General features: G+C 43.3%; 20 protein-coding genes. 12 read left to right on the forward strand and 8 right to left on the reverse strand.

The annotated features are described in order from the left end of the window. Window positions 1-188: 188 nt before the first annotated feature. Window positions 189-617, reverse strand: a complete 429-nt coding sequence (locus FTU01_RS08400) for a glycine zipper domain-containing protein (RefSeq protein WP_034171622.1) — start codon at window positions 615-617, stop codon at window positions 189-191. Window positions 618-976: 359 nt separating this feature from the next. Here FTU01_RS08400 and prfA point away from each other — a divergent pair, with 359 nt between their 5' ends. Together prfA and prmC are read left to right on the forward strand one after the other, a co-directional pair. Beyond that, window positions 977-2,065 carry a peptide chain release factor 1 gene (prfA, locus tag FTU01_RS08405; protein WP_004783856.1) on the forward strand — a complete coding sequence of 363 codons (1,089 nt, stop codon included), beginning with the start codon at window positions 977-979 and terminating at the stop codon, window positions 2,063-2,065. After that, the gene (prmC, locus tag FTU01_RS08410; RefSeq protein WP_159123180.1) at window positions 2,065-2,883 is read left to right on the forward strand and encodes a peptide chain release factor N(5)-glutamine methyltransferase; all 819 of its coding nucleotides are present in this window, start codon (window positions 2,065-2,067) and stop codon (window positions 2,881-2,883) included. The genes prfA and prmC overlap by 1 nt, the downstream gene beginning before the upstream one ends. A gap of 70 nt (window positions 2,884-2,953) precedes the next feature. Here the strand turns inward: prmC and FTU01_RS08415 are convergent, their stop codons facing one another. The 4 genes from FTU01_RS08415 to FTU01_RS08430 all read right to left on the reverse strand — a co-directional run bounded on the left by FTU01_RS08415 (window position 2,954) and on the right by FTU01_RS08430 (window position 6,680). After that, a complete protein-coding gene (locus FTU01_RS08415; RefSeq protein WP_159123179.1) occupies window positions 2,954-3,781 on the reverse strand; it encodes an ABC transporter permease in 828 nt (275 codons plus the stop codon). Then, window positions 3,781-4,752 carry an aliphatic sulfonate ABC transporter substrate-binding protein gene (locus tag FTU01_RS08420; protein WP_180018571.1) on the reverse strand — a complete coding sequence of 324 codons (972 nt, stop codon included), beginning with the start codon at window positions 4,750-4,752 and terminating at the stop codon, window positions 3,781-3,783. Before FTU01_RS08420 ends, FTU01_RS08415 begins: the two co-directional genes overlap by 1 nt. A gap of 323 nt (window positions 4,753-5,075) precedes the next feature. Further along, complete coding sequence (locus tag FTU01_RS08425; RefSeq protein WP_004783846.1) at window positions 5,076-5,429, reverse strand: hypothetical protein; 354 nt, start codon at window positions 5,427-5,429, stop codon at window positions 5,076-5,078. A gap of 228 nt (window positions 5,430-5,657) precedes the next feature. After that, window positions 5,658-6,680, reverse strand: coding sequence for an AraC family transcriptional regulator (locus FTU01_RS08430; protein ID WP_166134947.1), 1,023 nt, complete (start codon window positions 6,678-6,680; stop codon window positions 5,658-5,660). 138 nt (window positions 6,681-6,818) lie between these two features. On the opposite strand from FTU01_RS08430, the gene FTU01_RS08435 reads away from it, so the two are divergent. From FTU01_RS08435 to FTU01_RS08445, 3 genes are all read left to right on the forward strand, one after another. After that, window positions 6,819-7,589 carry a 3-hydroxyacyl-CoA dehydrogenase gene (locus tag FTU01_RS08435; RefSeq protein ID WP_166134944.1) on the forward strand — a complete coding sequence of 257 codons (771 nt, stop codon included), beginning with the start codon at window positions 6,819-6,821 and terminating at the stop codon, window positions 7,587-7,589. A gap of 92 nt (window positions 7,590-7,681) precedes the next feature. Continuing rightward, window positions 7,682-8,818: an acyl-CoA dehydrogenase family protein gene (locus tag FTU01_RS08440; RefSeq protein WP_166134941.1), complete on the forward strand. Its 1,137-nt coding sequence runs from the start codon at window positions 7,682-7,684 to the stop codon at window positions 8,816-8,818. 254 nt (window positions 8,819-9,072) lie between these two features. Next, window positions 9,073-10,719 carry an AMP-binding protein gene (locus tag FTU01_RS08445; protein WP_180053422.1) on the forward strand — a complete coding sequence of 549 codons (1,647 nt, stop codon included), beginning with the start codon at window positions 9,073-9,075 and terminating at the stop codon, window positions 10,717-10,719. A gap of 189 nt (window positions 10,720-10,908) precedes the next feature. On the opposite strand, the gene FTU01_RS08450 is transcribed toward FTU01_RS08445, so the two are convergent. Beyond that, the gene (locus FTU01_RS08450; RefSeq protein ID WP_004783835.1) at window positions 10,909-11,418 is read right to left on the reverse strand and encodes a pyridoxamine 5'-phosphate oxidase family protein; all 510 of its coding nucleotides are present in this window, start codon (window positions 11,416-11,418) and stop codon (window positions 10,909-10,911) included. 257 nt (window positions 11,419-11,675) lie between these two features. Between FTU01_RS08450 and FTU01_RS08455 the strand changes: the two genes are divergently transcribed. From FTU01_RS08455 to FTU01_RS08475, 5 genes are all read left to right on the forward strand, one after another. Next, window positions 11,676-11,864, forward strand: coding sequence for a hypothetical protein (locus FTU01_RS08455; RefSeq protein ID WP_180070715.1), 189 nt, complete (start codon window positions 11,676-11,678; stop codon window positions 11,862-11,864). A gap of 39 nt (window positions 11,865-11,903) precedes the next feature. Next, complete coding sequence (locus FTU01_RS08460; RefSeq protein WP_180138799.1) at window positions 11,904-12,674, forward strand: HesA/MoeB/ThiF family protein; 771 nt, start codon at window positions 11,904-11,906, stop codon at window positions 12,672-12,674. Window positions 12,675-12,732: 58 nt separating this feature from the next. Next, window positions 12,733-14,031, forward strand: a complete 1,299-nt coding sequence (locus FTU01_RS08465) for an AarF/ABC1/UbiB kinase family protein (RefSeq protein ID WP_159123174.1) — start codon at window positions 12,733-12,735, stop codon at window positions 14,029-14,031. Window positions 14,032-14,163: 132 nt separating this feature from the next. Next, a complete protein-coding gene (gene folB / locus FTU01_RS08470) occupies window positions 14,164-14,544 on the forward strand; it encodes a dihydroneopterin aldolase (protein WP_004783828.1) in 381 nt (126 codons plus the stop codon). Beyond that, window positions 14,501-14,935, forward strand: coding sequence for a 2-amino-4-hydroxy-6-hydroxymethyldihydropteridine diphosphokinase (locus FTU01_RS08475; protein ID WP_180138763.1), 435 nt, complete (start codon window positions 14,501-14,503; stop codon window positions 14,933-14,935). The genes folB and FTU01_RS08475 overlap by 44 nt, the downstream gene beginning before the upstream one ends. Before the next feature lie 436 nt (window positions 14,936-15,371). Here FTU01_RS08475 and coq7 read toward each other — a convergent pair whose 3' ends face one another. Further along, a complete protein-coding gene (gene coq7 / locus FTU01_RS08480; RefSeq protein ID WP_004783823.1) occupies window positions 15,372-16,007 on the reverse strand; it encodes a 2-polyprenyl-3-methyl-6-methoxy-1,4-benzoquinone monooxygenase in 636 nt (211 codons plus the stop codon). Between the two features lie 3 nt (window positions 16,008-16,010). Further along, on the reverse strand, window positions 16,011-17,330 hold the full coding sequence (locus tag FTU01_RS08485; protein ID WP_180138765.1) for an MFS transporter: 1,320 nt from the start codon (window positions 17,328-17,330) through the stop codon (window positions 16,011-16,013). Window positions 17,331-17,504: 174 nt separating this feature from the next. Between FTU01_RS08485 and FTU01_RS08490 the strand changes: the two genes are divergently transcribed. Further along, the gene (locus tag FTU01_RS08490; RefSeq protein WP_180138767.1) at window positions 17,505-20,261 is read left to right on the forward strand and encodes an autotransporter assembly complex family protein; all 2,757 of its coding nucleotides are present in this window, start codon (window positions 17,505-17,507) and stop codon (window positions 20,259-20,261) included. A 38-nt stretch (window positions 20,262-20,299) separates the two neighbouring features. Then, on the forward strand, window positions 20,300-24,823 hold the full coding sequence (locus FTU01_RS08495) for a translocation/assembly module TamB domain-containing protein (protein WP_180138769.1): 4,524 nt from the start codon (window positions 20,300-20,302) through the stop codon (window positions 24,821-24,823). The last annotated feature ends 84 nt before the right edge of the window (window positions 24,824-24,907 follow it).

Genomic DNA, 24,907 nt, shown 5'->3' on the forward strand with positions numbered 1-24,907 from the left:
AGTGAAGGTAAAGAATGTTGAAGGGTGCAATCTAAATTTTCAGATAAAGTCATAAAAAAATGAGCGTATTTACATACACTCATTTTTACTACATTTTACTAATATTTGCTTAACTGACTGGCATTACCCAAACAGGTGCTTTTAATGTTAAATGTAGCGTCGAATTTAAAGAGCCTAAGGGCAAGAAATTAACGGTGACGTTTTTTCCAGTGTTTAGCACGATTCGCTTTGGCACGATCGGCTGCCTTATCTTTAGAAATTTTATTACCTAATGCTGCACCACCCGCAGCACCGAGTGCTGAACCGATATAGCCGCCATTAGAACCGCCCATGTTTTTACCTACGGTATAACCAGCACCACCACCTAAAGCACCACCAATTGCAGATGAGGTACGGTTTTTCTTGTTACTTGCAACAGCAGCACCACCTGCACCACCTAATGCAGCACCAATTGTTGCGCCAGTGTTGCCCCCCATGTTTTTGCCCAGTGCAGTACCAGCAACGCTACCTAAAGCACTTGCTGCTGCCACACGTGCAGTACTGTCTGCATGCGCACTCACTGTCATCATTGAGCCAGCAGCCATTGCAGCACTCAGTAAAATTGCATTGAGTTTCATGTTGTAACTCCGTGTCCCTGATAGGACTTTCATATGTTAGTGTGTTTCGACGCAGAAAATGTAACAAATCATGCCCAAAAGAATGTGAAGATCTACCTCCATATTTAATGTGTTTATTTGCCAATTTGTAAAATGAGAAATAAATAAGGATCGAATTGAGCAGAAAAAATCCAAAACTGAAGATTTTATTTATATTTGTTAATAAATGGCGGTGACATCGCTGCATCTAAACACTGACTTACTGAATAATGATGTTCATTGACCCAGAGAATCGTTAAACTAGGCGCAATTTTTTGATTTCGCTGTGCTAAATCACTGTTTAGTTTAGTCACAGCCTTATGTTTGAGATTTTTTAGAAAATGAAAGAATCGTTACGTTTACGATTAGACCAACTCTCTGACCGTCATGAAGAACTGACTGCGTTATTGGCAGATGTTGAAGTGATTTCGGACAACAAGCGTTTTCGCCAGTTATCACGTGAGCATAATGATTTAACCGAGATTACCAGCGTTTGGACCAAGTACAAACAGGCTGAAGAAGATATTGAAACTGCGCAAGCCATGCTGTCTGATCCTGACTTTAAGGAAATGGCGCAGGAAGAGATTAAGGAAAATAAAGCCCTGATCGAACAGCTTGAGGCTGATTTGAATATCCTGATGATTCCAAAAGATCCGAATGATGCCAACTCTGCTTATTTGGAAATTCGTGCCGGAACCGGTGGTGATGAAGCGGCAATCTTCTCGGGTGATTTGTTCCGTATGTATAGCAAATATGCGGAATCTCAAGGCTGGCGTATTGAAATCCTGTCTGAAAATGAAGGTGAGCACGGTGGCTATAAAGAAGTCATCTGCCTGGTGAATGGTGAAGGCGTTTATGGTCGCCTGAAATTTGAAAGTGGTGCGCATCGTGTACAACGTGTGCCTGCAACAGAATCGCAAGGTCGTGTACATACCTCAGCATGTACTGTAGCAATTCTTCCAGAAGTGGATGTAGATACTTCAGTCGACATTAACCCGGCTGACTTGCGTATCGATACTTACCGTGCATCAGGTGCCGGTGGTCAGCACATTAACAAAACTGACTCTGCGGTGCGTATTACGCACATTCCAACCGGTACTGTGGTGGAATGTCAGGATGAACGTTCACAGCATAAAAACAAAGCCAAAGCGATGGCTTTATTGGTTTCACGTCTGGAAAATGCCAAACGTGCCGCAGCAGATGCAGCGACTTCTGAAATGCGCCGTGACCTGGTCGGTTCGGGTGACCGTTCAGAACGTATTCGCACCTATAACTATCCACAAGGTCGTATGACCGATCACCGTATTAACCTGACTTTATATAAGCTGGATGCCGTGATGGAAGGTGATCTGACTGAGCTATTAGACAGTCTGCATCGTGAATATCAGGCCGATCAGTTGGCCATGCTTGCACAGCAGAATGGTGGCTAATGAACATTCAAGAAGCACTGGCTTTACGTGGTGAACCTGAAAGTTATGAACGTCAGGAAAATGCCTGGCTGTTGGAACACATTACCAAGATTGATGCTTTTGATCTGGTAATGAAAAAAGACCAGCAGTTAACGCCTGAACAGGAACAGGCCTATGTCGAAAGCCTGGCGAGGATTGCTGCAGGTGAGCCATTGGCTTATGTCACAGGTTCACAACCGTTCTGGACTTTGGATCTAAAAGTCACTAAAGATACGCTAGTACCACGCCCGGATACCGAAGTGCTGGTCGAAACAGTCCTGAAATTAGACCTGCCGGAAGATGCACGAATTGTTGACTTGGGAACTGGTACCGGTGCCATTGCCTTGTCACTGGCGTCTGAGCGCCCTAACTGGTCTGTTACCGCTTCGGATATTTATGAACCCACACTGGAAGTTGCGAAATATAATGCGGAACAGCATGATTTAGATCAGGTGCAGTTTGTGCTTGGTTCCTGGCTAAAACCATTTGGTCGGCAGTTCTTTGATGCGATTGTATCTAATCCACCGTATATTGATGCAGACGATGAGCATATGCCAGATCTGGCGACTGAGCCGGAACGTGCGCTGGTTTCAGACAAAAATGGTCTGGCTGATATTGAGATGATTATTCAGCAAGCCAAAAAACATCTGACCGTAAATGGCTGGGTTGTGCTTGAGCACGGCTATGATCAGGGCGATGCGGTCCGCCATCTGTTTACTCAAGCTGGCTATAAACAGGTCCGTACAGTGAAAGATTATGGCGGAAATGACCGGGTAACTTTAGGTCAGTGGCCACATTAATTTTTAAAGCTTGATTTAATAAAAAAGCGACCTGGATAGGTCGCTTTTTTTAATTCTTTTATTCAATAAATTATGACTTTTTAATCACATCTCGCCAGCGCAGTAAGCGGGTTTCAAACAATTTCATAATACTGTCGGTGATTTTGCCTAGGACTGCTAACAGGATAATCGCAATAATCACAATATCCGGACGTGAAGTTTCACGACCATCACTGAGCAGATAACCAATCCCTTGAGTGGCAGCAATCAATTCAGCTGCAATCATAAACATCCAGGATAAACTCAGGCTATTCCTTAAGCCAGTCAATATTCCCGGTGAGGCAGCAGGCAATACAATCTGCTGAACCTGTTGCCAGTATTTCAGGCGATAGACTTTCGCGACTTCAAGCAGTTTACGATCTACACCCTGAATCGCAGCCACAGTATTGGTATATGTCGGGAAGAAGGCACCAATCGCAATCAAGGTGATTTTAGAAGATTCATCAATTCCCAGCCAAAGTAGGAGTAGAGGAATCCAGGCTAGACTCGGAATGGATTTAATTGCAGAAAACGTTGGTTCCAGAAAATCTTCTGCATGTCTGTTTAGCCCAACCAGGATCGCAAAGATCAGTCCCAATCCACTACCAATCCCAAAGCCAAGAAAAACCCGCCAGCTACTGGTCCAGATGTGTTGCCATAAATCGCCCTCAGCCAGTTCAGTAAAGGACTGAAACAGGCTACTCGGTGCAGGCAACAGATAAGGTTCGATTACGCCATTACGGACCAGTATTTCTACCAATACGATAAAAATAACAGGCAGGGTGAGGGCTTTGATCAGCGAAATGCTGCGTGGTAACACAGCGGATTTTGACTGTTCTTCCACGCTCAACTGTTCCGAGATGCTTTTCGGTATAGCCATTACTTAGTTGCAACCTTTTTAGCATAGCGGGCATCAAATAATTGAGTCACGACCTGATTGACATTGGTTCCTTTACGAACCAGTTCTTCTTCCGTCAGGATACGACCGGCTTTTTGTAATGCTCCGGTATGTTTGGTGGTTGGAATATTTTGATCCAGATTGGTGCGGCTGAGTTGAAGTTTAGCGACTTCAATCGGAAGCTTGGCTTCACGTGCCAGAAGTTCAGCCAGTTTGTCGGGATTGGCTTTCGCCCATTGACGTGCCTGTTCATAAGCTTTAATCACCGCTTCAATCGCTTCCGGACTGGATTTGGCAAACTGGTCTTTTACGCTCAGTACGCTATAAGAATTAAAACTGACATTGCGATACAGTAATTTGGCACCTGACTGTGCCTGCGCAGATGCCATTAAAGGATCAAGGCCTGCCCAGGCATCGACCTGTTTGCGCTCTAACGCAGTCTTACCATCCGGATGCTGTAAATGAACGAGCTCTACATCGCGTTTGCCCAAACCAATCGTATCTAAGGCTTGTAAAGTAAATAAGAAAGGATCTGTACCTTTAGTGGCAGCAATCTTTTTACCTTTCAAATCTTTCAGAGATTTGATATTTGAATCTTTATTAACGACCAGTGCTGTCCATTCAGGCTGGCTCTGGATATAAACTGTTTTAATCGGGCTACCATTGGCGCGGCTAAGCACTGCCGCTAAACCTGCAGTAGAAGCAAAATCTGTGCTACCGCTATTTAGATATTCGAGTGAGCGGTTACTGCCTTGGCTAAATACCCATTTAATCTTGGTTTTTGGCAAAGCTTTTTCTAGCAGTTTCTGTTCTTTAACCACCAGACTGGTCGGTGCGTAATAGGCATAATCCAATTTTAATTCAGATGGAATCGCTGCGTTAGCCAAGCCGGTAAAGAAAGAAATAGAAAGACCGAGTAAAGTCAGACCCGAAGTTCTTAATGTTTTTTTCATGAATATCTCAATCTTGAATTAAATTTTTTACATTCATATCGATAAATCGATAAGCACACAAAAAAGAAAAAAAGATAATCAAATCAAAAAATGAAATAATTAACAGCTTTAAATATAGGTATTTGTTTTTATTTGAATTTATTAAATAAAGAATAGAAAGGTTTTGCTTAGATAAAATTTTAAAAATGGTATGGCGTAAATTGATAAGCTGTTTTTTTAATCATTCGTCTTTGCAGTAGGAAGTTTTATAAATAACGAGTGCCATAAAAAAAGCGATGCATTAGCATCGCTTTTTGAGTCACTATTTTATCAATCTGGATAGCTTACATTGGGTAGTCTTGCAGACAGTCATAAACCTCGACTTGATCTAGGCTACCAGTTTCCATTGCCAGGCAAAGAGCCACGACTTTGGCAGTATCAGCAAGATATTGTTCATCTTTCAGTGCAATACCTTGTTGTAATGCAACGATGCGCTCAGCCGGAATTTCAAGCGATTTCGCAGCTTCAGTGGCATCAATCTGGTTAAAGAAGTGCACAATAGCATCTTTGAGGGCAGAATCAGACGCATTCAAGATGCCTTGATTCAATTGCTCTGCATTAAGATCGGTCGAAGAAACTAAAGCCTGGGCGAAGTTTTGAACAAGATTTTGTCCAAGAACATCAGTCATCTTTAACATGGAAAATACCTTCAACAAGGAAAGAGGGAAAGGGAGTACAGCCAAAAGTGAAGCACTAAAAATTGATTGAAAAATAAACTATATTAATAGGGAATGCAAAGCATTATGGATGACCGTTCAGTCCTCTATTTTTGGGCTGTAAGTCTTGAAAAATATAACTGTTGAGAAAATATAAATTTAAATTTATATGCTAAATTTTAATCATTTTTAAGTCTTATTAAATATAAATTATCTAGTAATATTTTGTCTATAGGCACCTGGACTAACCCCTGTCCATTTTTTAAAGGCACGATGAAAAGCACTGACTTCCTGGAAGTTAAGCTGATCACTGATGTCCTGCAAACTTTGATCCGTACGGGTTAATAGTTCAATGGCTGTATCACGACGAATTTCATTTTTGAGCTGTTGATAAGTCACACCTTCATTTTTAAGACGCCGTTGCATGGTGGCTTCAGACATATTCATTTTCAAAGCAAGCTCATTCAGTTCAAGCCATTCAGCCGGAGGTACTTTTAAAAGCTGTTTGCGGATCTGTGCACTTAGCGCATAAGGATTTTTAAAGCGAACTAGTAGGTTATGCGGAGTCTGTTGAATAAACTGATACCAGGAGGTTTGATCCTGTTTTACTGGGAGCTGCAAATAGGCTGCATCAAACTGGATATAGTTTTCACTGGCCTGATATTCAATCTGCTCACAAAAACGGACTTTATAATCAAAATCATCGAGTGGTGCGGCACATTTCAGTTGAATCTGATTAAGTAAAACCCGCTGTCCGCTTAACCAGCATAGCAGGGTATGAATCAGCATTAGATAGGTTGCATAACTAAACATGCGCTTGGTCTGGTTCTGGTCATAGATCACGATATAGGCAAAGTTTTCTTCGACCATCAGTGTGCTGTGCAGATCATCCAGAATCAGATTAAAAAATTGCAGGATTTGCTGCAGAGCTTTTTCCAGCGTATCGGTCTGTAACAGCATTTTTGACAAGAGTTTGAAACTGCCACGGCGCATTGGATGGCTGTCCATGCCAAAAAATTCGTCATTCATGCTATCGGCAAGTGCAGTCCATAGCGCGGCATACTGCGCCACTGACACCCGTGCTTTAGCGGAATGAAGAATCTCTAATGGAATGGCAGCCTTAGTTAAAATCGCAGCAATATCATAATGCTGTGCTTTGGCATTCAGCAGTGCTTCATGAACCAGATCAATCGAAATGGTTCCCTTACTATATTCCAAGGCTGGTAAATGCATAGCCAGTCAGATATCCCTTCTTTATTGTCCAAATCCATCAGTGAAGATGCAACATTTGGAAATTGTACAGAATAAAATCTCTGTTTACTCTGCCTATTAAGTCGTAGCTTGTCATAAAAATAGGAACAGGACATTAACATGAAAATTCAGGGAAAAGTGATTGTGGTAACTGGTGGTGCATCAGGTCTGGGTGCAGCCACAGCGACTCATCTGGTGGAACAGGATGCAAAAGTGATTCTGGTGGATATGAACCAGGAGCAGGGCAATGCCTTACAACAGCAACTGGGTGAGCAGGCTGAATTTGTACAACTGGATGTAACGGATGAGCAGGCGGTTGAAGCTTTCTTTAATCATGTTGAAAATCAGTATGGCCAACTCAATGGCTTGGTGAACTGTGCTGGTATTGCACCTTCTGCCAAGGTACTGGGCCGCAATGGAATCCATGAACTGGCGATGTTCCAGAAAGTGTTGAATATCAATGTAAGTGGCACATTCAATATGCTTCGTTTTGCAGCGGCTTTAATCGCGAAGTATGAGCTGCAAACCGATGAAGAGGAGCGCGGTGTAATCGTGAATACGGCTTCAGTTGCAGCCTTTGATGGTCAGATTGGTCAGACAGCTTATTCTGCGTCTAAAGGTGCAGTCGTTGCGATGACGCTGCCACTCGCGCGTGAGCTGGCACGTGAAGCGATTCGTGTCATGACCATTGCACCCGGCATTATGGAAACCCCAATGCTGAAAGGCATGCCGCAAAATGTACAGGATGCTCTGGGGCAGATGGTTCCATTTCCGCCGCGTCTGGCTAAACCTCAGGAGTTTGCCCAGTTAGTAGGTCATATCTTCGAAAATAGCTATCTGAACGGTGAAGTGATTCGTCTGGATGGCGCCATCCGTATGGCTCCAAAATAAGTTCGAGCTAACGAAGCAAAATACAAAAGTCAGAGTAGATAGGTTTATTCACTCTATATGGAAAATTAAAAGATAAGTAAGGGATATACGCAGTGCTTTTAAATGACGAACAGAAAATGATTCAGGAGATGATGCGAAACTATTCGCAGCAAAAACTGAAACCTACCGCTGGTCTAAGGGATAAAACGGCTCAATTTCCAGCACAAGAATTGAAAGAACTCGGTGAACTCGGTGCACTCGGTATGACCGTGTCTGAACAATGGGGTGGAGCAGGCCTGGACTATGTGTCGCTGGTACTGGCTCTTGAGGAAATCGCTGCTGGAGATGGAGCCATCTCGACCATTGTCAGTGTGCAGAATTCACTGCCTTGCGGGATTACCCAGCGTTATGGTACCGAGGAACAAAAGCAGAAATACCTGACCAAACTGGCGACCGGTGAATGGTTGGGGTGTTTCTGCCTGACGGAACCTCAAGCCGGTTCCGATGCCAGCGCACTAGAATGTAAGGCAGAACGTGATGGCGATGAATGGGTATTAAATGGCACCAAGCAGTTTATTACTACCGGTAAGCATGCCCAGATTGCACTGGTATTTGCAGTGACAGATAAATCTGCGGGCAAGAAAGGAATCTCATGTTTCTTGGTACCTACCGATAGTCCAGGATATATCGTCTCGAATCTGGAAGAAAAAATGGGGCAGCATTGTTCCGATACCGCGACCATTATTTTTGATCAATGCCGGATTCCGGCTGAGAACCTGTTAGGTCAAGAAGGTGACGGCTACAAGATTGCCTTGTCTAATCTGGAATCTGGCCGGATCGGGATCGCAGCACAATCTGTAGGTATGGCACGAGCTGCACTGGATGCTGCTGTTGAATATGCCAATGAACGTAAATCTTTTGGTGTAGAGCTGGTGCAGCATCAGGCAGTAGCATTCCGTCTCGCAGATATGGCCACCCAGATTGAGGCAGCAAGACAACTCGTCTTACATGCAGCAACGCTTAAAGATGCAGGATTACCATGCTTAAAAGAAGCGTCCATGGCTAAACTGTTTGCTTCGACTATAGCAGAGCGAGTCTGCTCGGATGCGATTCAGATTCATGGCGGTTATGGCTATGTCTCAGATTTCCCGGTTGAACGTATTTACCGTGATGTCAGAGTGAGCCAGATTTATGAAGGTGCATCAGATATTCAGCGTCTGGTCATTGCTCGGGAAGTGAGCAAAGTTTAAAAGTCATGAAATAGCCGACTGTTCAAATCCTGCAGCTCATTTGAGGGAGATGGAAATTGTGATGGTCTATAAAACATGGTCAATTATTGATAAAGCGAAAAGTGACTCAGTAGAGTGACACCTAACATGTCCTAGCAATAGGGCATGTTATATAAAACCGGCATTGCAATGGAATTCGCAGACGGTAGACAGAACAACAAATACAACGGACACAGACATAAAGTCTGTTTATAAACGGAATAGAGGTTGTCGTGATGAAGACACTAGAACAAGCGTATCGTGAATTTGATTTTGACACTATGGTTCAACAACATCTGGCAGGAACGCCAGATTCACTCAATGCCTATACAGAATGCTGTGGACGTTTTCTGGGACAAAACCGGATCGCGTTAATCTGGGAAGGTAAAAATGGCAAGACCCAATATTGGACTTTTGAACAATTGGCTGAGGCTTCAGGACAATTGGCTCATTATATGACCTCACTGGGTTTACAAGCAGGAGACTGTATTGCCGGACTGCTCCCACGAACCCCAGAATTATTAATTACCATTCTAGCCACCTGGCGTATTGGTGCGATTTATCAGCCTTTATTTACCGCTTTTGAAAGCAAGGCAATCGAGCATCGTATTAATACCGCACATACCCGACTCATTATTACCAATCAGGAACAGCGTGCGAAACTGAATGATCTGGATATTCCACATATTTTAACCGTCCATCAAACGCCTGAAAGTATCAATCAGGATGCAGATTTCTGGACTGAACTGAAGCAATATCCAACTGAGTTTGAGCCGGTTCAAGGTCATTTTAGTGACATTTTCCTGATGATGTTTACTTCGGGTACAACGGGGCTGGCAAAATCAGTGCCTGTTCCCCTTAAAGCTTTACTGGCATTTAAAGGCTATATGCTGCACGCCGTAGATTTACGTGACGAAGATACTTTCTGGAATCTGGCAGATCCGGGTTGGGCTTATGGTCTGTATTATGGAATTGCAGGTCCATTAAGTTTGGGGCATAGCATCATTCTGGATGAACGTGCCTTTAGCGTAGACAATGCTGTTGAAGTCATTAAAAAATATCGGGTAAATAACCTGACCGGTTCTCCAACCGCGTTCCGGATGTTCTATGGCTTTAAGGAAAAATTTGATGCTGAGATTAGCTCATGTTTACGTGTGGTCAGTAGTGCAGGTGAGCCATTAACACCTGAAGTCATTCAATGGTTTAATCATGAAATGGACGTCAATATCTATGACCAGTATGGACAGACGGAACTGGGAATGGTGATTGCCAATCATCATGCGCTGGAGCATCACAAGAAAATCGGTTCTGCTGGCTTTGCCATTCCAGGACATCGTTTTGCAGTTTTAAATAAAGAGCATCAGGAAGTCGAAAAAGGTGGTATTGGTACTTTGGCCATGGACTGCTCAGCCTCACCTTTGATGTGGTTTGAAGGCTATGGCGGTAATAATCGGAAAGCCTTTGTGGGACAGTACTATTTAACAGGAGATACCGTAAAACTGAATGAACATGGTGGAATAGATTTCATTGGTCGTGCGGATGATGTCATTACGACTTCGGGTTATCGAGTTGGACCTTTTGATGTAGAGAGTACCTTGCTGGAGTGTGAAGAGGTGCTCGAGTCCGCTGTGGTTGGAAAACCAGATCCGGAACGTACCGAAATTGTGAAAGCCTTTGTAGTGCTTAAATCACAATATGCCGCTAGTGAAGAACTGATGCTGAAATTGCAAAACTATGTGCGTTCCCGTTTATCTAAACATGCCTATCCGAAAGAGATTGAGTTTGTAAGTGATTTACCTAAAACCTCTAGTGGAAAAATTCAGCGTAATCTGCTTAAACAACAGGAAATTGCTAAGATTCAAGGCATTAAACAGGTCAGTTAATATATTCATTTAAATATATTGAAAAGGTCGCAATTGCGGCCTTTTTTATACGATTAATTTGTTTATGTTCGAATTTATCAGAGAAAATAATTGTCATTACAATGTAATACTATTCATCTTTTAAATAAAATAAATCAAAAATTTAGCCTCTTATTAAGAGGCTAAATTGAAGGTGGAATTCTTATTTACTTATAGATCAACTTTTTTGTGCTCAGCATCTGGTTCGCCAGCTTCGCCAGTCACACCACCTTTTAATGCCTTAAATAGCTGCGTTACTTTGTTATCGGTGACATTCCAGTATTCTGCACTTTCAGCTTCAGCAATCAGTACACGCACGCTAGGATCATCTTTACCTTCAAACCAGTTTTCTGCCCATGGATTCCATAATTTTTCAATCAGAATACGGTCAGTACTGATCTGTGCATTTGCACTAATTGACACATAAATACCATCAGAAGGTTTAGCGAAAGACAGGCCGATCTGAGTACGACCAGTATTGGCAGCTTTCACCAGATCATTAGTATCACGCATGATGAAATACAAATTCTGATCCTCATTCATTTGCTCAGAATTGAGCATGGTCATCGGCTGAGAATGAATTTCCTGACTTTCGGTCACATGGCTGATCATGGTGTAACGTACATCTTTGATTAGTTCCCATAATTTTTCACGATTATTATGCTGATTTTGTTCGTTCATCTATATGCTCCATACTATTTTTGAAAGCGAGGATAATTACTATTCCTTAAGCAGCTTAATCATATTTAGGAATGGATACAGAGGGTCTCACTGAACTGATACATTTTCCTACCGAATTGCAGGCAGCAGCTACAGAAGTGCTAAACAAGCGAAAGATAGTTACAGGGTGATAAAAGAATAGAAGAACGAGGTTCCAGGAAGATGTAATACGTGAATAAATTAAGTGGCATATAGATCAAGTTAAGTGCATTCATAATATGACTATTACGTATTTATCAGGACACTATCAGCTTGATACGGAGCATTTAACTGATATGCTATTTAGCGCTAGTATTGCCAAGCCATTTATTGATTTGCTGTTTATGCGCAGAGAAGTTAATTTGCTCGAGATTTATCCGCATATTGAAATTTCGGTAAATGCACTTTTTGTGGCACATGCTTCTTAAAAATCTTCGAAACAAGGAACGACGTTGTCTATATCGACTATGGATGCCATATCCCCAGAGTTTGAACTCACCGATGCTGAATTGCACTTATATAGTCGCCAGATTCTTCTGGATGGTTGGGATATTGAAGCACAGGAAAAGCTGAAATTTTCTAATATCTGTATCGTGGGGTGTGGCGGGATTGGTTGTGCCTTGGCAGAACTTCTGGCACGAGCGGGTGTAGGCAAAATTACTCTGATTGATCCTGATACCATCGAGATGAGTAATTTACAACGACAACTGGCATTTACGCCAAATGATCTAGGCTTTTATAAGGCAGAAACACTCGCGAAAAGACTGGCTCAGATTAATCCGAATGTTCAGGTTGTATCTATCAATCAAGCTTTAACGGCTGAAAATGCAGAGAGTATCATTGAACATCAAGATCTGGTGCTGGATGGATGTGACCAGTTCGAGACACGTTATCTGGTCAATCAGAGCTGTGTAAAACTGAATGTGCCTTTAATCAGTGCTTCTGCGATTGGTTTGCAAGGGCAACTGTTCATGATGGAAGGGGATTCAGCCTGTTATGCTTGCCTGTTCCCATCTGAACATCAGGCTGATACCAGTTTGCGCTGTGCAGATTCAGGCGTATTGGCGACTACGCCGAATGTGATGGCGAGTTTGCAAGCTCATCATGCTTTGCTTTATTTAGGCCTGGGTAAAATGCCACTTAGGCAGAAACTTTTACTTTGGGATGGTCTGAGTTTTAAACAGCGCATTTTAAGTTTCGAAAAAGATACAGATTGCCCGGTCTGTCAGGCAAGATAGGCCTGCAAAATTTAATTTTTTTGCTACACTGCATGTAATTAATTTTTCCTAAGACATTATGAAAAAAAATATCTGGTTAGATGGAATACGTTCGGTTGCCCGTATGGGTGAAACCGCGGTAGTTGCGGCGAAGGCCGGCATTAAATATGCCACTGAAAAGCCAAGTAATGCCAAACTCATGCGTGAAACATTTGAGTCTTTAGGCTCAACCTATATCAAGCTCGGTCAGTTTATTGCCAGTACGCCGTCGCTGTTTCCGCGTGAATATGTGGAAGAGTTTCAGGGCTGTCTGGATCAAACACCGACCTTGCCATTCAGCTATATCCAGGAAGTGCTAGCATCAGAGTTTTCTGGCCGAAACTTGGATGAAATCTTTGCCTCAATTGAGGAAACACCACTGGCTTCTGCTTCCATTGCACAGGTACATGCGGCCAAGCTGGTTTCTGGTGAAGATGTGGTCATTAAAGTACAAAAACCGGGTGTGGAAACAATTCTATATACCGATTTAAATGTATTGCATTGGGCGACCAAACTGCTGGAAAAAGCAGTGCCGAAAGTAAAATTTGCGTCATTGGCAGATATTGTCGAAGAAATCAAAACCCGGATGGTGCGTGAAGTTGATTTTATTGAAGAAGCACAAAATCTGGATGATTTCGTCAATTATCTGAATATCACCAATAATAAAGCAGCAACTGCTCCTAAGGTTTATCATCAATATTCAACACGTCGTGTGCTGACCATGCAACGTTTATATGGCGTGCCACTGACTGATTTTGAAGTGGTGAAAAAGGTCGCTAAAGACCCGTCACAGGTTCTCATCACTGCAATGAACACCTGGTTTGGCAGCCTGATGATGTGTAACAGTTTCCATGCTGATTTACACGCGGGTAATCTGATGCTGCTTGAAGATGGTCGTGTGGGCTTTATTGATTTTGGTATTGTCGGCCAGCTTAAACCAGAAGTCTGGACAGCGTGTATGGCCTTTATGGATGCCTTGCAGCATACCAATTATACCCTGATGGCAGAGAATATGCTGAAAATGGGTATGACTGCAGTTGAGATTGATACCAAAGTGCTTGCGGCTGATCTTGAACGTTTATTTAGTGGTGTGATGTTAGCTGATCCTCAGGATCTATTAACTTCAAGCCCTGCAGATCTCAACGATATCATGATGGATATGGTAGCAGTCGGTGAACGTCATGGCATTCGTTTCCCACGTGACTTTGCTTTATTGTTCAAGCAAATGCTGTATTTCGACCGTTTCATGAGAATTCTGGCGCCGTATACAGATATCTATGCAGATCAGCGTTTGCAGATGGTTCAGACTATGGACCCAAATTTGCTGTTAAAGCACTAATTTAATCCCTCCCGTCCTCCCTTTAAGAAAGGGAGGCTTTCATTACAAAATAAATAGAAGTGATGAAAGTCCCTCTGTATTAAAGAGGGATTTAGGGAGATTATTGGTAAATATTAAATTCCGAGTTTTAAAATGGACGCAATTATTATTGAAGGCTTAAAGGTCGATACAGTAGTCGGCTGCTTTAATTGGGAGCGTCAAATCATTCAGCCTTTAATGCTGGATCTAAACATTCGTACCAACTTAGAACAAGCGGCACAGTCAGATGAACTGGAAGATACTTTGAATTATGCCGAAATCTGCGAGATTTCAGCGCGGGTGATTCAGGAAGCTCAGCCAAAATTGATCGAACATGCAGCAAAACTGGTGCTAGACGCGCTTTTTGCTACCTTTGAAAGTGTAGAATCGATTATGATTACGATCCGTAAGCCTGCCATTATCGCGCAAGCCAATTCTGTAGGGATACGTCTTGAACGCCACCGCAACGATATTCGCCCTAGCACTGGCGAGTAATTGTCATCCACAGCAACATTTTCAGGCTGCCCAGCAACGGATCAGTGAGTTGGGGGAAGTCCGGTTTTCTCCAATTTACCTCATTCCATGTCGGGATAGTATCGGAGCAGATTACTGGAATGCGGCCTGCCTCCTATACAGTGAAGTTTCTGTTCAAGATATGACAGATTTATTAAAGCAAATGGAAACGGATTCAGGGCGGGTTCGACCATCGCATCAGATCAGCCTGGATGTCGACCTGATTGCATGGGGAAATGATTTAAGCCAGATGGAATTTAATCCCAAAAAATTACCGCTTGCACTAGACGTAAAAATCCCGATGCATGACATCTGGTCTCATCCTGCATTTGAATATGATCGCGGTCTTCAATATCCACAAGTCAAAATTTAATCTGTATCTGAAATTAATCTAATGAATTTTTCAGTTTTATCTAAGTAGGGGATCTGTATTTGCCAAAAAACTGTTATTTACTTTTTCTTTTTATAAAAAATAACTAACAACACAATAATTGCGAATAGAATACCAAGAATAATACCTATTTCCATACGTCACCTTTAAAGCATTATTTTTTTGATAAATAGGTCATAGCTATTTAATAGTTATACCTGTCTCAATCGTTCTAGAATTTTAATAAATACGAGATGAAACCGGTTCGATTATAACAGCTGAATAAAAGAATAGAGTTTGATTAAAATGTGAACCGATATTCTATTGGATAGATGGTTAAATTGATTGATCTGCACTCAAAAAAATCAATGAGTCATCTTGTTTAAGAATTCATGAGAATAAAAAAAAGCCCTCAAAAAAAGAGGGCTTCATTTGATACTTAAATATAATAACTGGTTTTAGTCATTAACTTGGAAATACCGGTCATGGCAATCTTGACTGGAAGGGGTAAATCTACGCCGCCTGCAGCCAAAGCTGTATCACGGTGATGCAATTCATCTTCATTCATCTGTTCCAGAATGCGACGTGAGCGTTCATCCTGTGCGGGCAGCTGATTAATATGATGCTGTAAATGCATACTCACTTGGCGTTCGGTTTCTGCAACAAAACCCAGACTGTATTTGTCCCCCGCAATGCCGGCAATTGCACCCATTCCAAAGGAAAGGCCGTACCAGACCGGATTGAGTAAACTGGTATGGCTATCCAGTTCTTGTAAGCGGTCTTCACACCAGGCCAGATGATCCTGCTCTTCAATTGCCGCCTGTTCCATTTCCCGACGTACATTTGGTAATTTCGCTGTTAATGCCTGTCCATGATAAAGCGCTTGGGCACAAACCTCACCACTATGATTCACACGCATTAAACCAGCCACATGACGGGCATCACTCACGGTAAGCTGGGTTTCGACCGGTTTGGCTGGATTTTCCCGTTGTGAGGAAGTTGTTCCTGGAACAAGACTGCGTAATGCCTGGTCAAAAGAATGAATAAGCTTATCGACACCTGTATATTGACGCATGAATTAATCCTCCAAAGGGGCTTTTGCGGTTTTGATCATCGGTTTCAATCTATAGAGCAGCCATAAAGTAAACAGGCCACTCAACACAGCAGTAATACAGAAAAGTATTTTAAGATCAAACTCTAAAATGCTTAAAATAATAATTGAGAATATAGCAGAAGATACCATGAAAACGGCATTCAGGATGTTATTTGCTGCAACCACACGTGCACGATGTGAGCGGGGAGAATGCGCTTGCATCATGACATACAGCGGCACGATATAAAAACCGCCACTAATGCCCAGTAAAGTTACCGCCAGCATCACATGATAATAGCTCCAGCCTTGCTGGAATACATCTGCCAAGCCAAGTAGAGCACCAGTACGTTCCGGGACAAAGGCAAGACTTGCTGCCAGATACAATGCAAAAACTACAAGACCAATAGCGCCAATAGGAACCATTTTAATATTGACCTCAGTACCACCTAATCTACGGCATAAATAAGAACCTAAACCGATCCCGACAGAGAAAAAGGTTAAAAGCAGACTGGCAACATTTTCAGAAGCATGCAGGTTTTGTAAGGTAAGCTGTGGAATCTGGGTCAAATAAGTCGCACCATAAAACCAGTACCAGGAGTTACCCAGCAGAATTAAAAAAACCAGCGGTAAGCTTTTGGCATATTTAATGGTCTGAAAGCTGGTCCGGAAAAAGTTCCAGTCAATATTGATTTCGGGTGCTGGAATACTCTGCTTCAGAATATAACGACTGGAGAGATAGCCAACCACGGCAATACTTAACACCGTCAGGCTGATCCAGATCAGATTGCCTGTAGAAGCAGCAATGACTGCACCACCCAGAATCATACCGAATAAAATCGCTAATGAAGTGCCTGACTGAAATAGTGCGTTACCTGACATCAATTCATCCGGTTTTAATACTTCAGGCAAAATGGCATATTTAATCGGGCCGAAAAAAGTGGATTGAGTGCCCATTAAAAACAGGGCGAACAATAGAATCCATAAATGACCGAGTAGGAAACCAACAGTCCCCAGAATCATGATCACAATTTCAAAAATCTTTAAATAGCGAATCAGCTGGGAACGTTCATATTTGTCTGCAATCTGGCCTGCCGTCGCAGAGAAAATAAAATAAGGCAAAATGAACAATAGTGCGGCAAGGTTATTTAGTGTGCTAATACTGGCTGATTGTTGCTGAATCCAACCATAGGTAATCACCAGTAATAATGCCTGTTTAAAAACATTATCATTCAGTGCACCAAAAAACTGGGTCAGGAACATGGGTAAAAAGCGGCGGCTCGCTAACAAATGTTCATTGTTGTTCATATAAGACGTGCTACATTAAGATTTATTAAGAAATGTGAGATATACGTAAACATTGAGAAAAATCATGTAAGATACTTTCGTCCATGTAAAGGCAAAACCCAATAATTTAAGTTCTTTAGCTTATCTTTTTCGGTCAAATAATCAATTAAAGAATGTATTCGTTTAGAGTTTGCTATGCCCGCAAAGAGAAAATTTAAACAAACGATGCTGAATCGTAGTATGGGGTCTCTCGTACCATATCATGGCCGAGCCAGGCTATGTATGAGTATATTTTTCATGATGTTATCACATCAGGGCATGGCACAAACCGAGCAGACCGAAACTCCGGTAGCACTGTCTCAGGCAGAAATGATCGAAGAGTTATCCCAGGAAGCTGTACGACAAGGGGTAGCTACGACCGAAACTGAAGCAACAGAAAAAGTTGAAGAAGCTTTAGAGCCTGAAACTTCGGCTGTAGATAGTATGCAAATGCTGCAAGAACAGCAGATTATGGGAACGTCTCTGGGTGAATTTCAGCCAATTGAATTTGATGATTTAGAAAGCCTGCCGGTGCAAACGATTGACCAGAGCATGGCCAATGAGATTTATCAGGTTGCGGAAGAAGCGAAACGCGAGGCGCAAGCCTATCGCCAGACCGCGCAAACTGAAACAGTAGTCAATGATATGAGTCAGCAGGAACTGGTTGAAATCAATCAGGCACCTGTGAATGTTGATCAGCTTATGCAGTCCATTCAGGCCGATAGTCAGATCATCGTGCAAAGAAATGAGTCGGGTGCGACCTTATCCGAATTGCCTGCACCAACAACGCCTGAAAATGACAAACGTCCGAATATTTTCAAACGACTGTTTTATAAAATCCGTCCACCTCGCCAGATTATGACCGCCAGTTTGCCTCGGATCAGTGCAGATGTGGTCATTGTGAATGGAAATGGCACTGCGCAAAGCAATGGCGGATTGAATCGTAAAGCCCAGTCAGAAGGTTATACGAATCTCAGAAATAATGTAAAAGCTAAACTTTCCAGCTTTACCCAGGAATCCTTTGAAGATTTTTCATCTGCATTACCGCAACTCCGTAATCTGTCCAATCAGGCTGCCCAAGCTGTAGGTTATTACAATGCCCAGTTCAGATTTGAAAAATTATCTGACAGTCGGGTTAGAGTCTATGTGACTCCGAATGAGCCGGTCATTATCAATACCCATAATATTGAGTTTAGTGGCCCAGGTGGTGAACAGCCGCAGTTCCAGGTTATTAGTCTTCTACCGGAACAGGAAGAAGGTGATATCTTTAACCATGGGGATTATGAAAAAACCAAAGACCGGATTAATACCGCAGCCAGCAATAATGGTTATTTTGATGCGTACTGGCGCTTGCATGATGTGCGCATTGCCCAACCCGAAAATACAGCCGATGTGAACCTGCGCTTTGAAACAGGTGAGCGTTATAAACTGGGTAATGTAGAGTTCAGGATGAGTGATCCTGAAAAAGAATTTCCGCTAAATCGTGATGTACTGGAAAGTCTGGTTACTTGGGAAGATGGTGCTGATTACACCTTCTGGCGTGTGAATAGTCTGGCCAACAACCTGACGAACTCACGTTATTTTAACTATACGCTGGTGGATGCGATTCGTCCTGATCCTATTGATCGAGAGCTGGAACTGGCACCGGATATTCAGAGTCTGATAGAAGAACAGAAGTTTTCAGAAGATGAAATAGGTGTAGCCAAGAAAGCTGCACCGGCATCCGATCAGGAAGTTACGCAGGATGTGGTGGATGAAGATCAGTTTGCTGGTAGTCGTGATGCAGAGAATCCAAATTTAAGAACTTTGCGGGTTCAGCAACAGACTAAAGAAGACGAAGAAGAACGTTTAAAGGCTCAGGCTCGTGAAGAGAAAAAAATTCCGGTGATCGTGACACTGAATGCAGACCGTCTTAACAGTGCCGAAGTTGGTCTGGGTTATGGTACGGATACCGGAACACGCTTACGTGGACAATATCGCCGCGCGATCGTAAACAAGCGTGGTCACTCATTTGATGCCAACCTTGAATTGTCACAAATCCGTCAGTCAATTGATGGCCGTTATAATATTCCATACAACCATCCACTTAATGACTATATCAGTATCGTAGGTGGTTATGAGCGTGAAGAACGTGATAGTGTGGCTCAAGGTGATGGCCTGCTAATTGAATCCGCGGTACTCGGTGCTGACCGGATTATTAAAAATCCGCGTGGCAGCTGGCAACAAACTTACGGTCTACGTTACCGCCTCGATCGTCTGACTCAGGATGGTTCGGTTGATTTTAGCCAGATTCCGGAAGCGTTCAGATTCAATACTGAAGATGAACAGCAGTCTCTACTGGTGGGTTATGAAGTTTCCCGTACCGATAGTGATCGCCGGGTGAACCCGACCAAGGGTTTTAAGCAGACCTATAAAGTCGAATTGGGCAGTGAAGCTCTATTGTCTGATGCCGATATGGCGATTGTGAACGCAGGCTGGCGTTTTATCTATTCACTGGGTGAAAATGCCGATCACCAGTTTGTCGGTCGTGCGGATCTGGGGTATATCTTTACTGAAGATTTTGCCAAAGTACCCTATAACCTGCGTTATTTTAGTGGCGGTGACCAGAGTATCCGTGGTTTCGACTATAAGAGTCTTTCTCCAGAAATTGAAGGCTTTAAAGTGGGCGGACAGGCTTTGGGTGTGGCTTCACTGGAGTATAATTATCAGTTCAGGGAAGGCTGGCGCGCTGCGGTATTTGCGGATGCCGGAAATGCCTATAATGAGGATTTTAGTAATCCAACAGAATATGGTGCGGGGCTGGGGATTCGTTGGGCTTCACCGATTGGCCCAATTCGTTTAGATGTGGCGACCGGACTGTCAGATGACAATTATCCGATTCGTCTGCACTTCTTTATTGGCTCGCAGTTATAAAACATTTATTAATTAAAAAATAGTTATTTGGGTAGATCATGGTCGAGAACCAACCACAGCCAGAACAAGAGCAACAACCTGAAGTTGTGCCGAAAAAGCGCCGTATCTTTAGAAGTATTCTATTGTCGGTCCTTTTTTCTCTTATTTTTCTGCTGTCTGTACTGGCGATCCTGTTTTCTACCGATAAAGGCAGTAAATTCCTGCTTGATCAGGTGATGCAGCGCCAGGAAATCATCCATTACGAATATGAAGGCGGAAATCTGTGGCGCGGGATTATCCTGAAAAATGTTCTGGTTACCCTGAAACCGGTCGATGTCAAAATTGATCGTGCTGATGTCAAGCTGGGTTGGCGAGCAATTATCAAAAAAGAAATTCATCTGACTGAAGCAGATGTACTGAATTTACAGATTATTAATAAAAATCCGCCAAGTGATGAGCCATTCAAGTTCAATGCTATTCGTTTACCGTTTGTATTGCGGGTTGATCATTTACTTCTCGATCACTTGGTGATTAAAACCCAGACCAATGTAGTTGATTTTTATAATATCGAACTGAATGAAGCATTATGGTCAGGTACCGAGCTGAATTTCGAAGATTCCCGCATGGATATGGGCTATCTGTCAGTACGCGAAGCTACCGGGAAAATGCAGTTTGAAGGCAAGTATCCACTAGATGCACGTGGTATTTTAAATCTGCCTTCACTCAGAGAAAGCCTGAATATTCATGATATTCAAGTACGTGCTAGAGGTACACTGGATACCATTCAGGCCGGGGTCGCGACCAACACTCCAGATTTGCTGACAGGCTGGGCGGTTCTGCACCCGATGCGTCCTAATGTACCTATGCGTGGTGAACTCCAGTTTAAACAATATCACTGGCCAATCCTGACAGAGCAAAAACTGTTTACGAAAGATGGTGTGGCTGAGTTTAATGGGAATACCAAGCGCCTGGATTTGAATGTCCGCACCGATATTGAAGGTGAAAATATCCCGAATGGGCAATATACCGCAGTAATGTATACCGATCTGGTCAATCAGCTCAATATTACTGATCTAAATGGTCAGCTGATGAAAGGTTCGGTAAGTCTGGCAGGTACTGTAGGCTGGGCTGATCGGGTGGATTGGGATCTGACAGGTCGCATGAATGGGATAGATCCGAAACATCGGCGAATTCCTCAAGTAGTGCAGGACTTTCTGCCACCAAGTCTGGACGGTAATATTGCTTCTACCGGTAATTTGGAAAATGGCCTGCATTTGACAGGACTGGTGGATTTTGACCGCTATGAAACCTGGAATATCAAGCTGGATCAGAAGCCGGTTAATGACAATAAAGCTCAACCGATGTTACTGGATGTAGCCTGGAAAAATATTGACCGTGCTGTGCCTTATATCGGCTGGTTAAAAAGTGAATCAGGCGATGTTGATCTGGTACTGGTCGAAGGCCAGCAAAATATTCATGTCGCTACCCAGGTTGCTCAGCATGAAGAAGGGCTGTTGCCGACAGGAATGTATCAGGCACAATTGAACCTGAAAAATAACATCCTGAATGTTCCAAGTTTTAAATATAGTGGAAATGGACAGGCCGGCAGTCTAACAGGTAATGCACGAATTGAACTGCCAGAAGAAAAACGTCAGCTCAGATGGTCCGCAGTATTAAATGCCCAGAACCTGAATACTCAGACTCTGGCTGCAGCTTCACCAATTGACCGCTTGAATGGTCGGGTAAAAGCCAGTGGTTATGCACGCCCGAATCAGCAGATTATTAATCTCAGCGGTGTAGATCTGACCGGACGACTGGCTGCGCAAAATGAAACCGTTCACCTGACAGGTAATAGTAATATTGCCTTGTTGTTCCATGATGAAAAAGCAGGCGGCGGATTCAAAAGTTATGCGGTCAATTATGATGGTGCATTAAGTGCCAGCCAGATCAAGGCCAGTCAAGGATTGTTAAAACTGCGCTTGTCGGGTACGCCTGATATGCTAAATATCAAGGAACTGCGTCATGATGGGGTCGCTGGAAAAATTAATGCCAATGGTCAGGTGAATCTGGCAAATGGTATTGGCTGGAATGTAAATGCCTCTCTGGTGCGTTTTAAACCTCAGTATTTCAATGCCAAGCTTAAAGGTGAATTGTCTGGTAATCTGCAAACCCAAGGTGTCTGGTCAGATGCAGTGAAGCGTGTCCAGATTCAACGCTTAAATCTGGCCGGTATGTTGAATAATAAACCGGTACGCGGTAAGGGGAATCTGGCTGTATTGATTGACTCCAAGCAGCGTGGTTTTGTACCGCAGCAGTTTGAAGCCAATAACCTGTTCCTGTCTTATGCCAGCAACCAGTTACAGGCCACCGGTAATGCGCAGAATCTGCAACTTAAAGTGAATGCGCCGGCATTATATGAACTTTATCCGGGATTAAGAGGCCGGGTACAAGGCTACATCAATATGCAGGCACAACCGCGTTTGCAAGCAACTGCGAATCTGGCAGTGGATAATTTTGCCTTCAAGAACCTATTTAGCGTAGACAAGATTCGGGTACGCGGTCAGTTGCCGACTTCACAAACCACACCGACCTTATTGACTGCGACCATGGATCAGTTGCGTAGTGGCAATAGACAGATTGTACGTGGTGAAGTTTCACTAGCTGGAACCCGCGCTACACATGTACTGCAAGTTCAGGCTGAAAACAAGCTGTCTAAATTCTTTGTTCAGCTGGCAGGTGGTTTTAATGCACAAAATAACTGGTTAGGCCAGATCCAGCGCGGTGATTTCGATTCACTGCGTACTCATCTGGTGCAGCGTCAAAATGCAGCTGTGATTTATAACACTGCACAGTCGGATCTGTTTGTTGGTGCTCATTGCTGGATGAGTCAGCAAAGTCAACTTTGCTTTGATCAGCCAATTCGAGTGAATAAAACTCGAGGCAGTGCTTCTTTTATTACCCGTAATCTGGATCTGGCTGACTTTAGTGCCTTCCTGCCAGAAGGCATAGCATTAACCGGTAAAGTGAATGGTTATGCCAAGGCAGCTTGGGCACAAGGTGCCAAACCGAAAATTGATGCACGGCTGGTAACCCGCAATGGGGTGATCGGCTTATCTTCTGATGATCCGGAATATTTAGGCTCGACTTTAAAATATGATGAAGTGGGGCTGGTCGCAAAAAGCGTGGCCGCTGGATTACAGATTCGTCTGGATGTGAAAACACCAGATATTGGTACTGGCTATGCCAATGTGATTATTGATCCATATCGTGACAATAAACCAATGCGTGGCGAGATTGCCTTTAACCAGGTTCAGCTGAAGGTCTTTAAGCCATTCATTCAGGATGTGCGTAATCTGGATGGTACCTTGTCTTATGCAGGTAAAATTAGCGGAACGTTAACCGATCCATTACTTGAAGGTGAAATTCGGGTTAAGGACGGGGCGATCAGCATGATTTCATTGCCAGTCAATCTGACCAATGTGCAGCTCTATTCATCAGTCCGCCAAAATACCGCGACGATTAATGGTGCATTTAACAGTGGCCGTGGCGCTGGTAAATTAACCGGCTCTGTAGACTGGAAAGGTGATCCACGCGTACAGCTCAAACTTCAGGGCGAAAATCTGTTGATTCGTCAGGCACCGCTGATTACTGCAGTGGTTACGCCTGACCTGACCTTGGATATGTATCCGTTCAATAAAAAATTAAGCTTGAGTGGCAAGGTCGATGTTCCTCGTGCACTGATTTCCATGCCTGAAGCCTCTGAACCTGTCGTGGGCTTGTCTTCTGATGTTCGTGTTGTACGTGAAGGAGATGACCAGCTCGCCATTCTGAAAGCGGCACGTCCATGGGATATTCGCGCAGATGTTGCAGTGTCGTTAGGAAATCAGGTGATCTTCCAGGGCTTTGACAGCCGTATACCACTCTTAGGTCGTGTCAATCTGACGCAACGTGGTATGGAATCTGCGATGCGTGCCAATGGGGCGATCGGGGTATCACAACGGGTGAAAATTGAAGCCTATGGACAAAGTCTGGATCTGAACCGTGCGATTGCGCGTTTCAATGGCCCATTATCGAATCCAACCCTGGATATTGATGCCAATAAATCGATACAGGGCAGCACAGTCGGTGTGCGTGTTACAGGTACAGCCTCAAGTCCTGCTATTCAGGTGTATAACGATGCTGGTCTGTCTGAACAGGAAGCGTTGAATGCCCTGATTACTGGTCGTATCAATGAAGGAGCTTCAGGTTTAAGTCAGGCGGAAGGTTTCAGATCTGATGTAAACAACACCATTGCAGCCGCCGGGATCAGTCTGGGCTTGGGCGGTACGCGTGCTTTGACCAACCAGATTGGCCGTAGCTTTGGCTTGAGTGGTCTGGCACTGGATGCACAGGGAACAGGGGATGATACTCAGGTGTCTGTAACCGGTTATATTACGCCAGACTTGTATATCCGTTATGGGGTGGGCGTATTTACTCCAGTGAACAAGCTAACCTTGCGTTATCAAATGAACCAGCGTTTATATCTGGAAGCCAGTCAGTCTTTAGAGCGTGCAATTGACTTGTTCTATAATTGGCGGTTCTAATCTAATAAAAAGCCCTCTAAATGAGGGCTTTTTATAGGCAAGAGATTTTAAAATAGCCTAAGCATTTAAATCATCAGCCTATAC

Origin of the sequence: Acinetobacter sp. YH12043, assembly GCF_013419915.1 — a bacterium.
In the GTDB taxonomy this organism is placed as follows: domain Bacteria; phylum Pseudomonadota; class Gammaproteobacteria; order Pseudomonadales; family Moraxellaceae; genus Acinetobacter.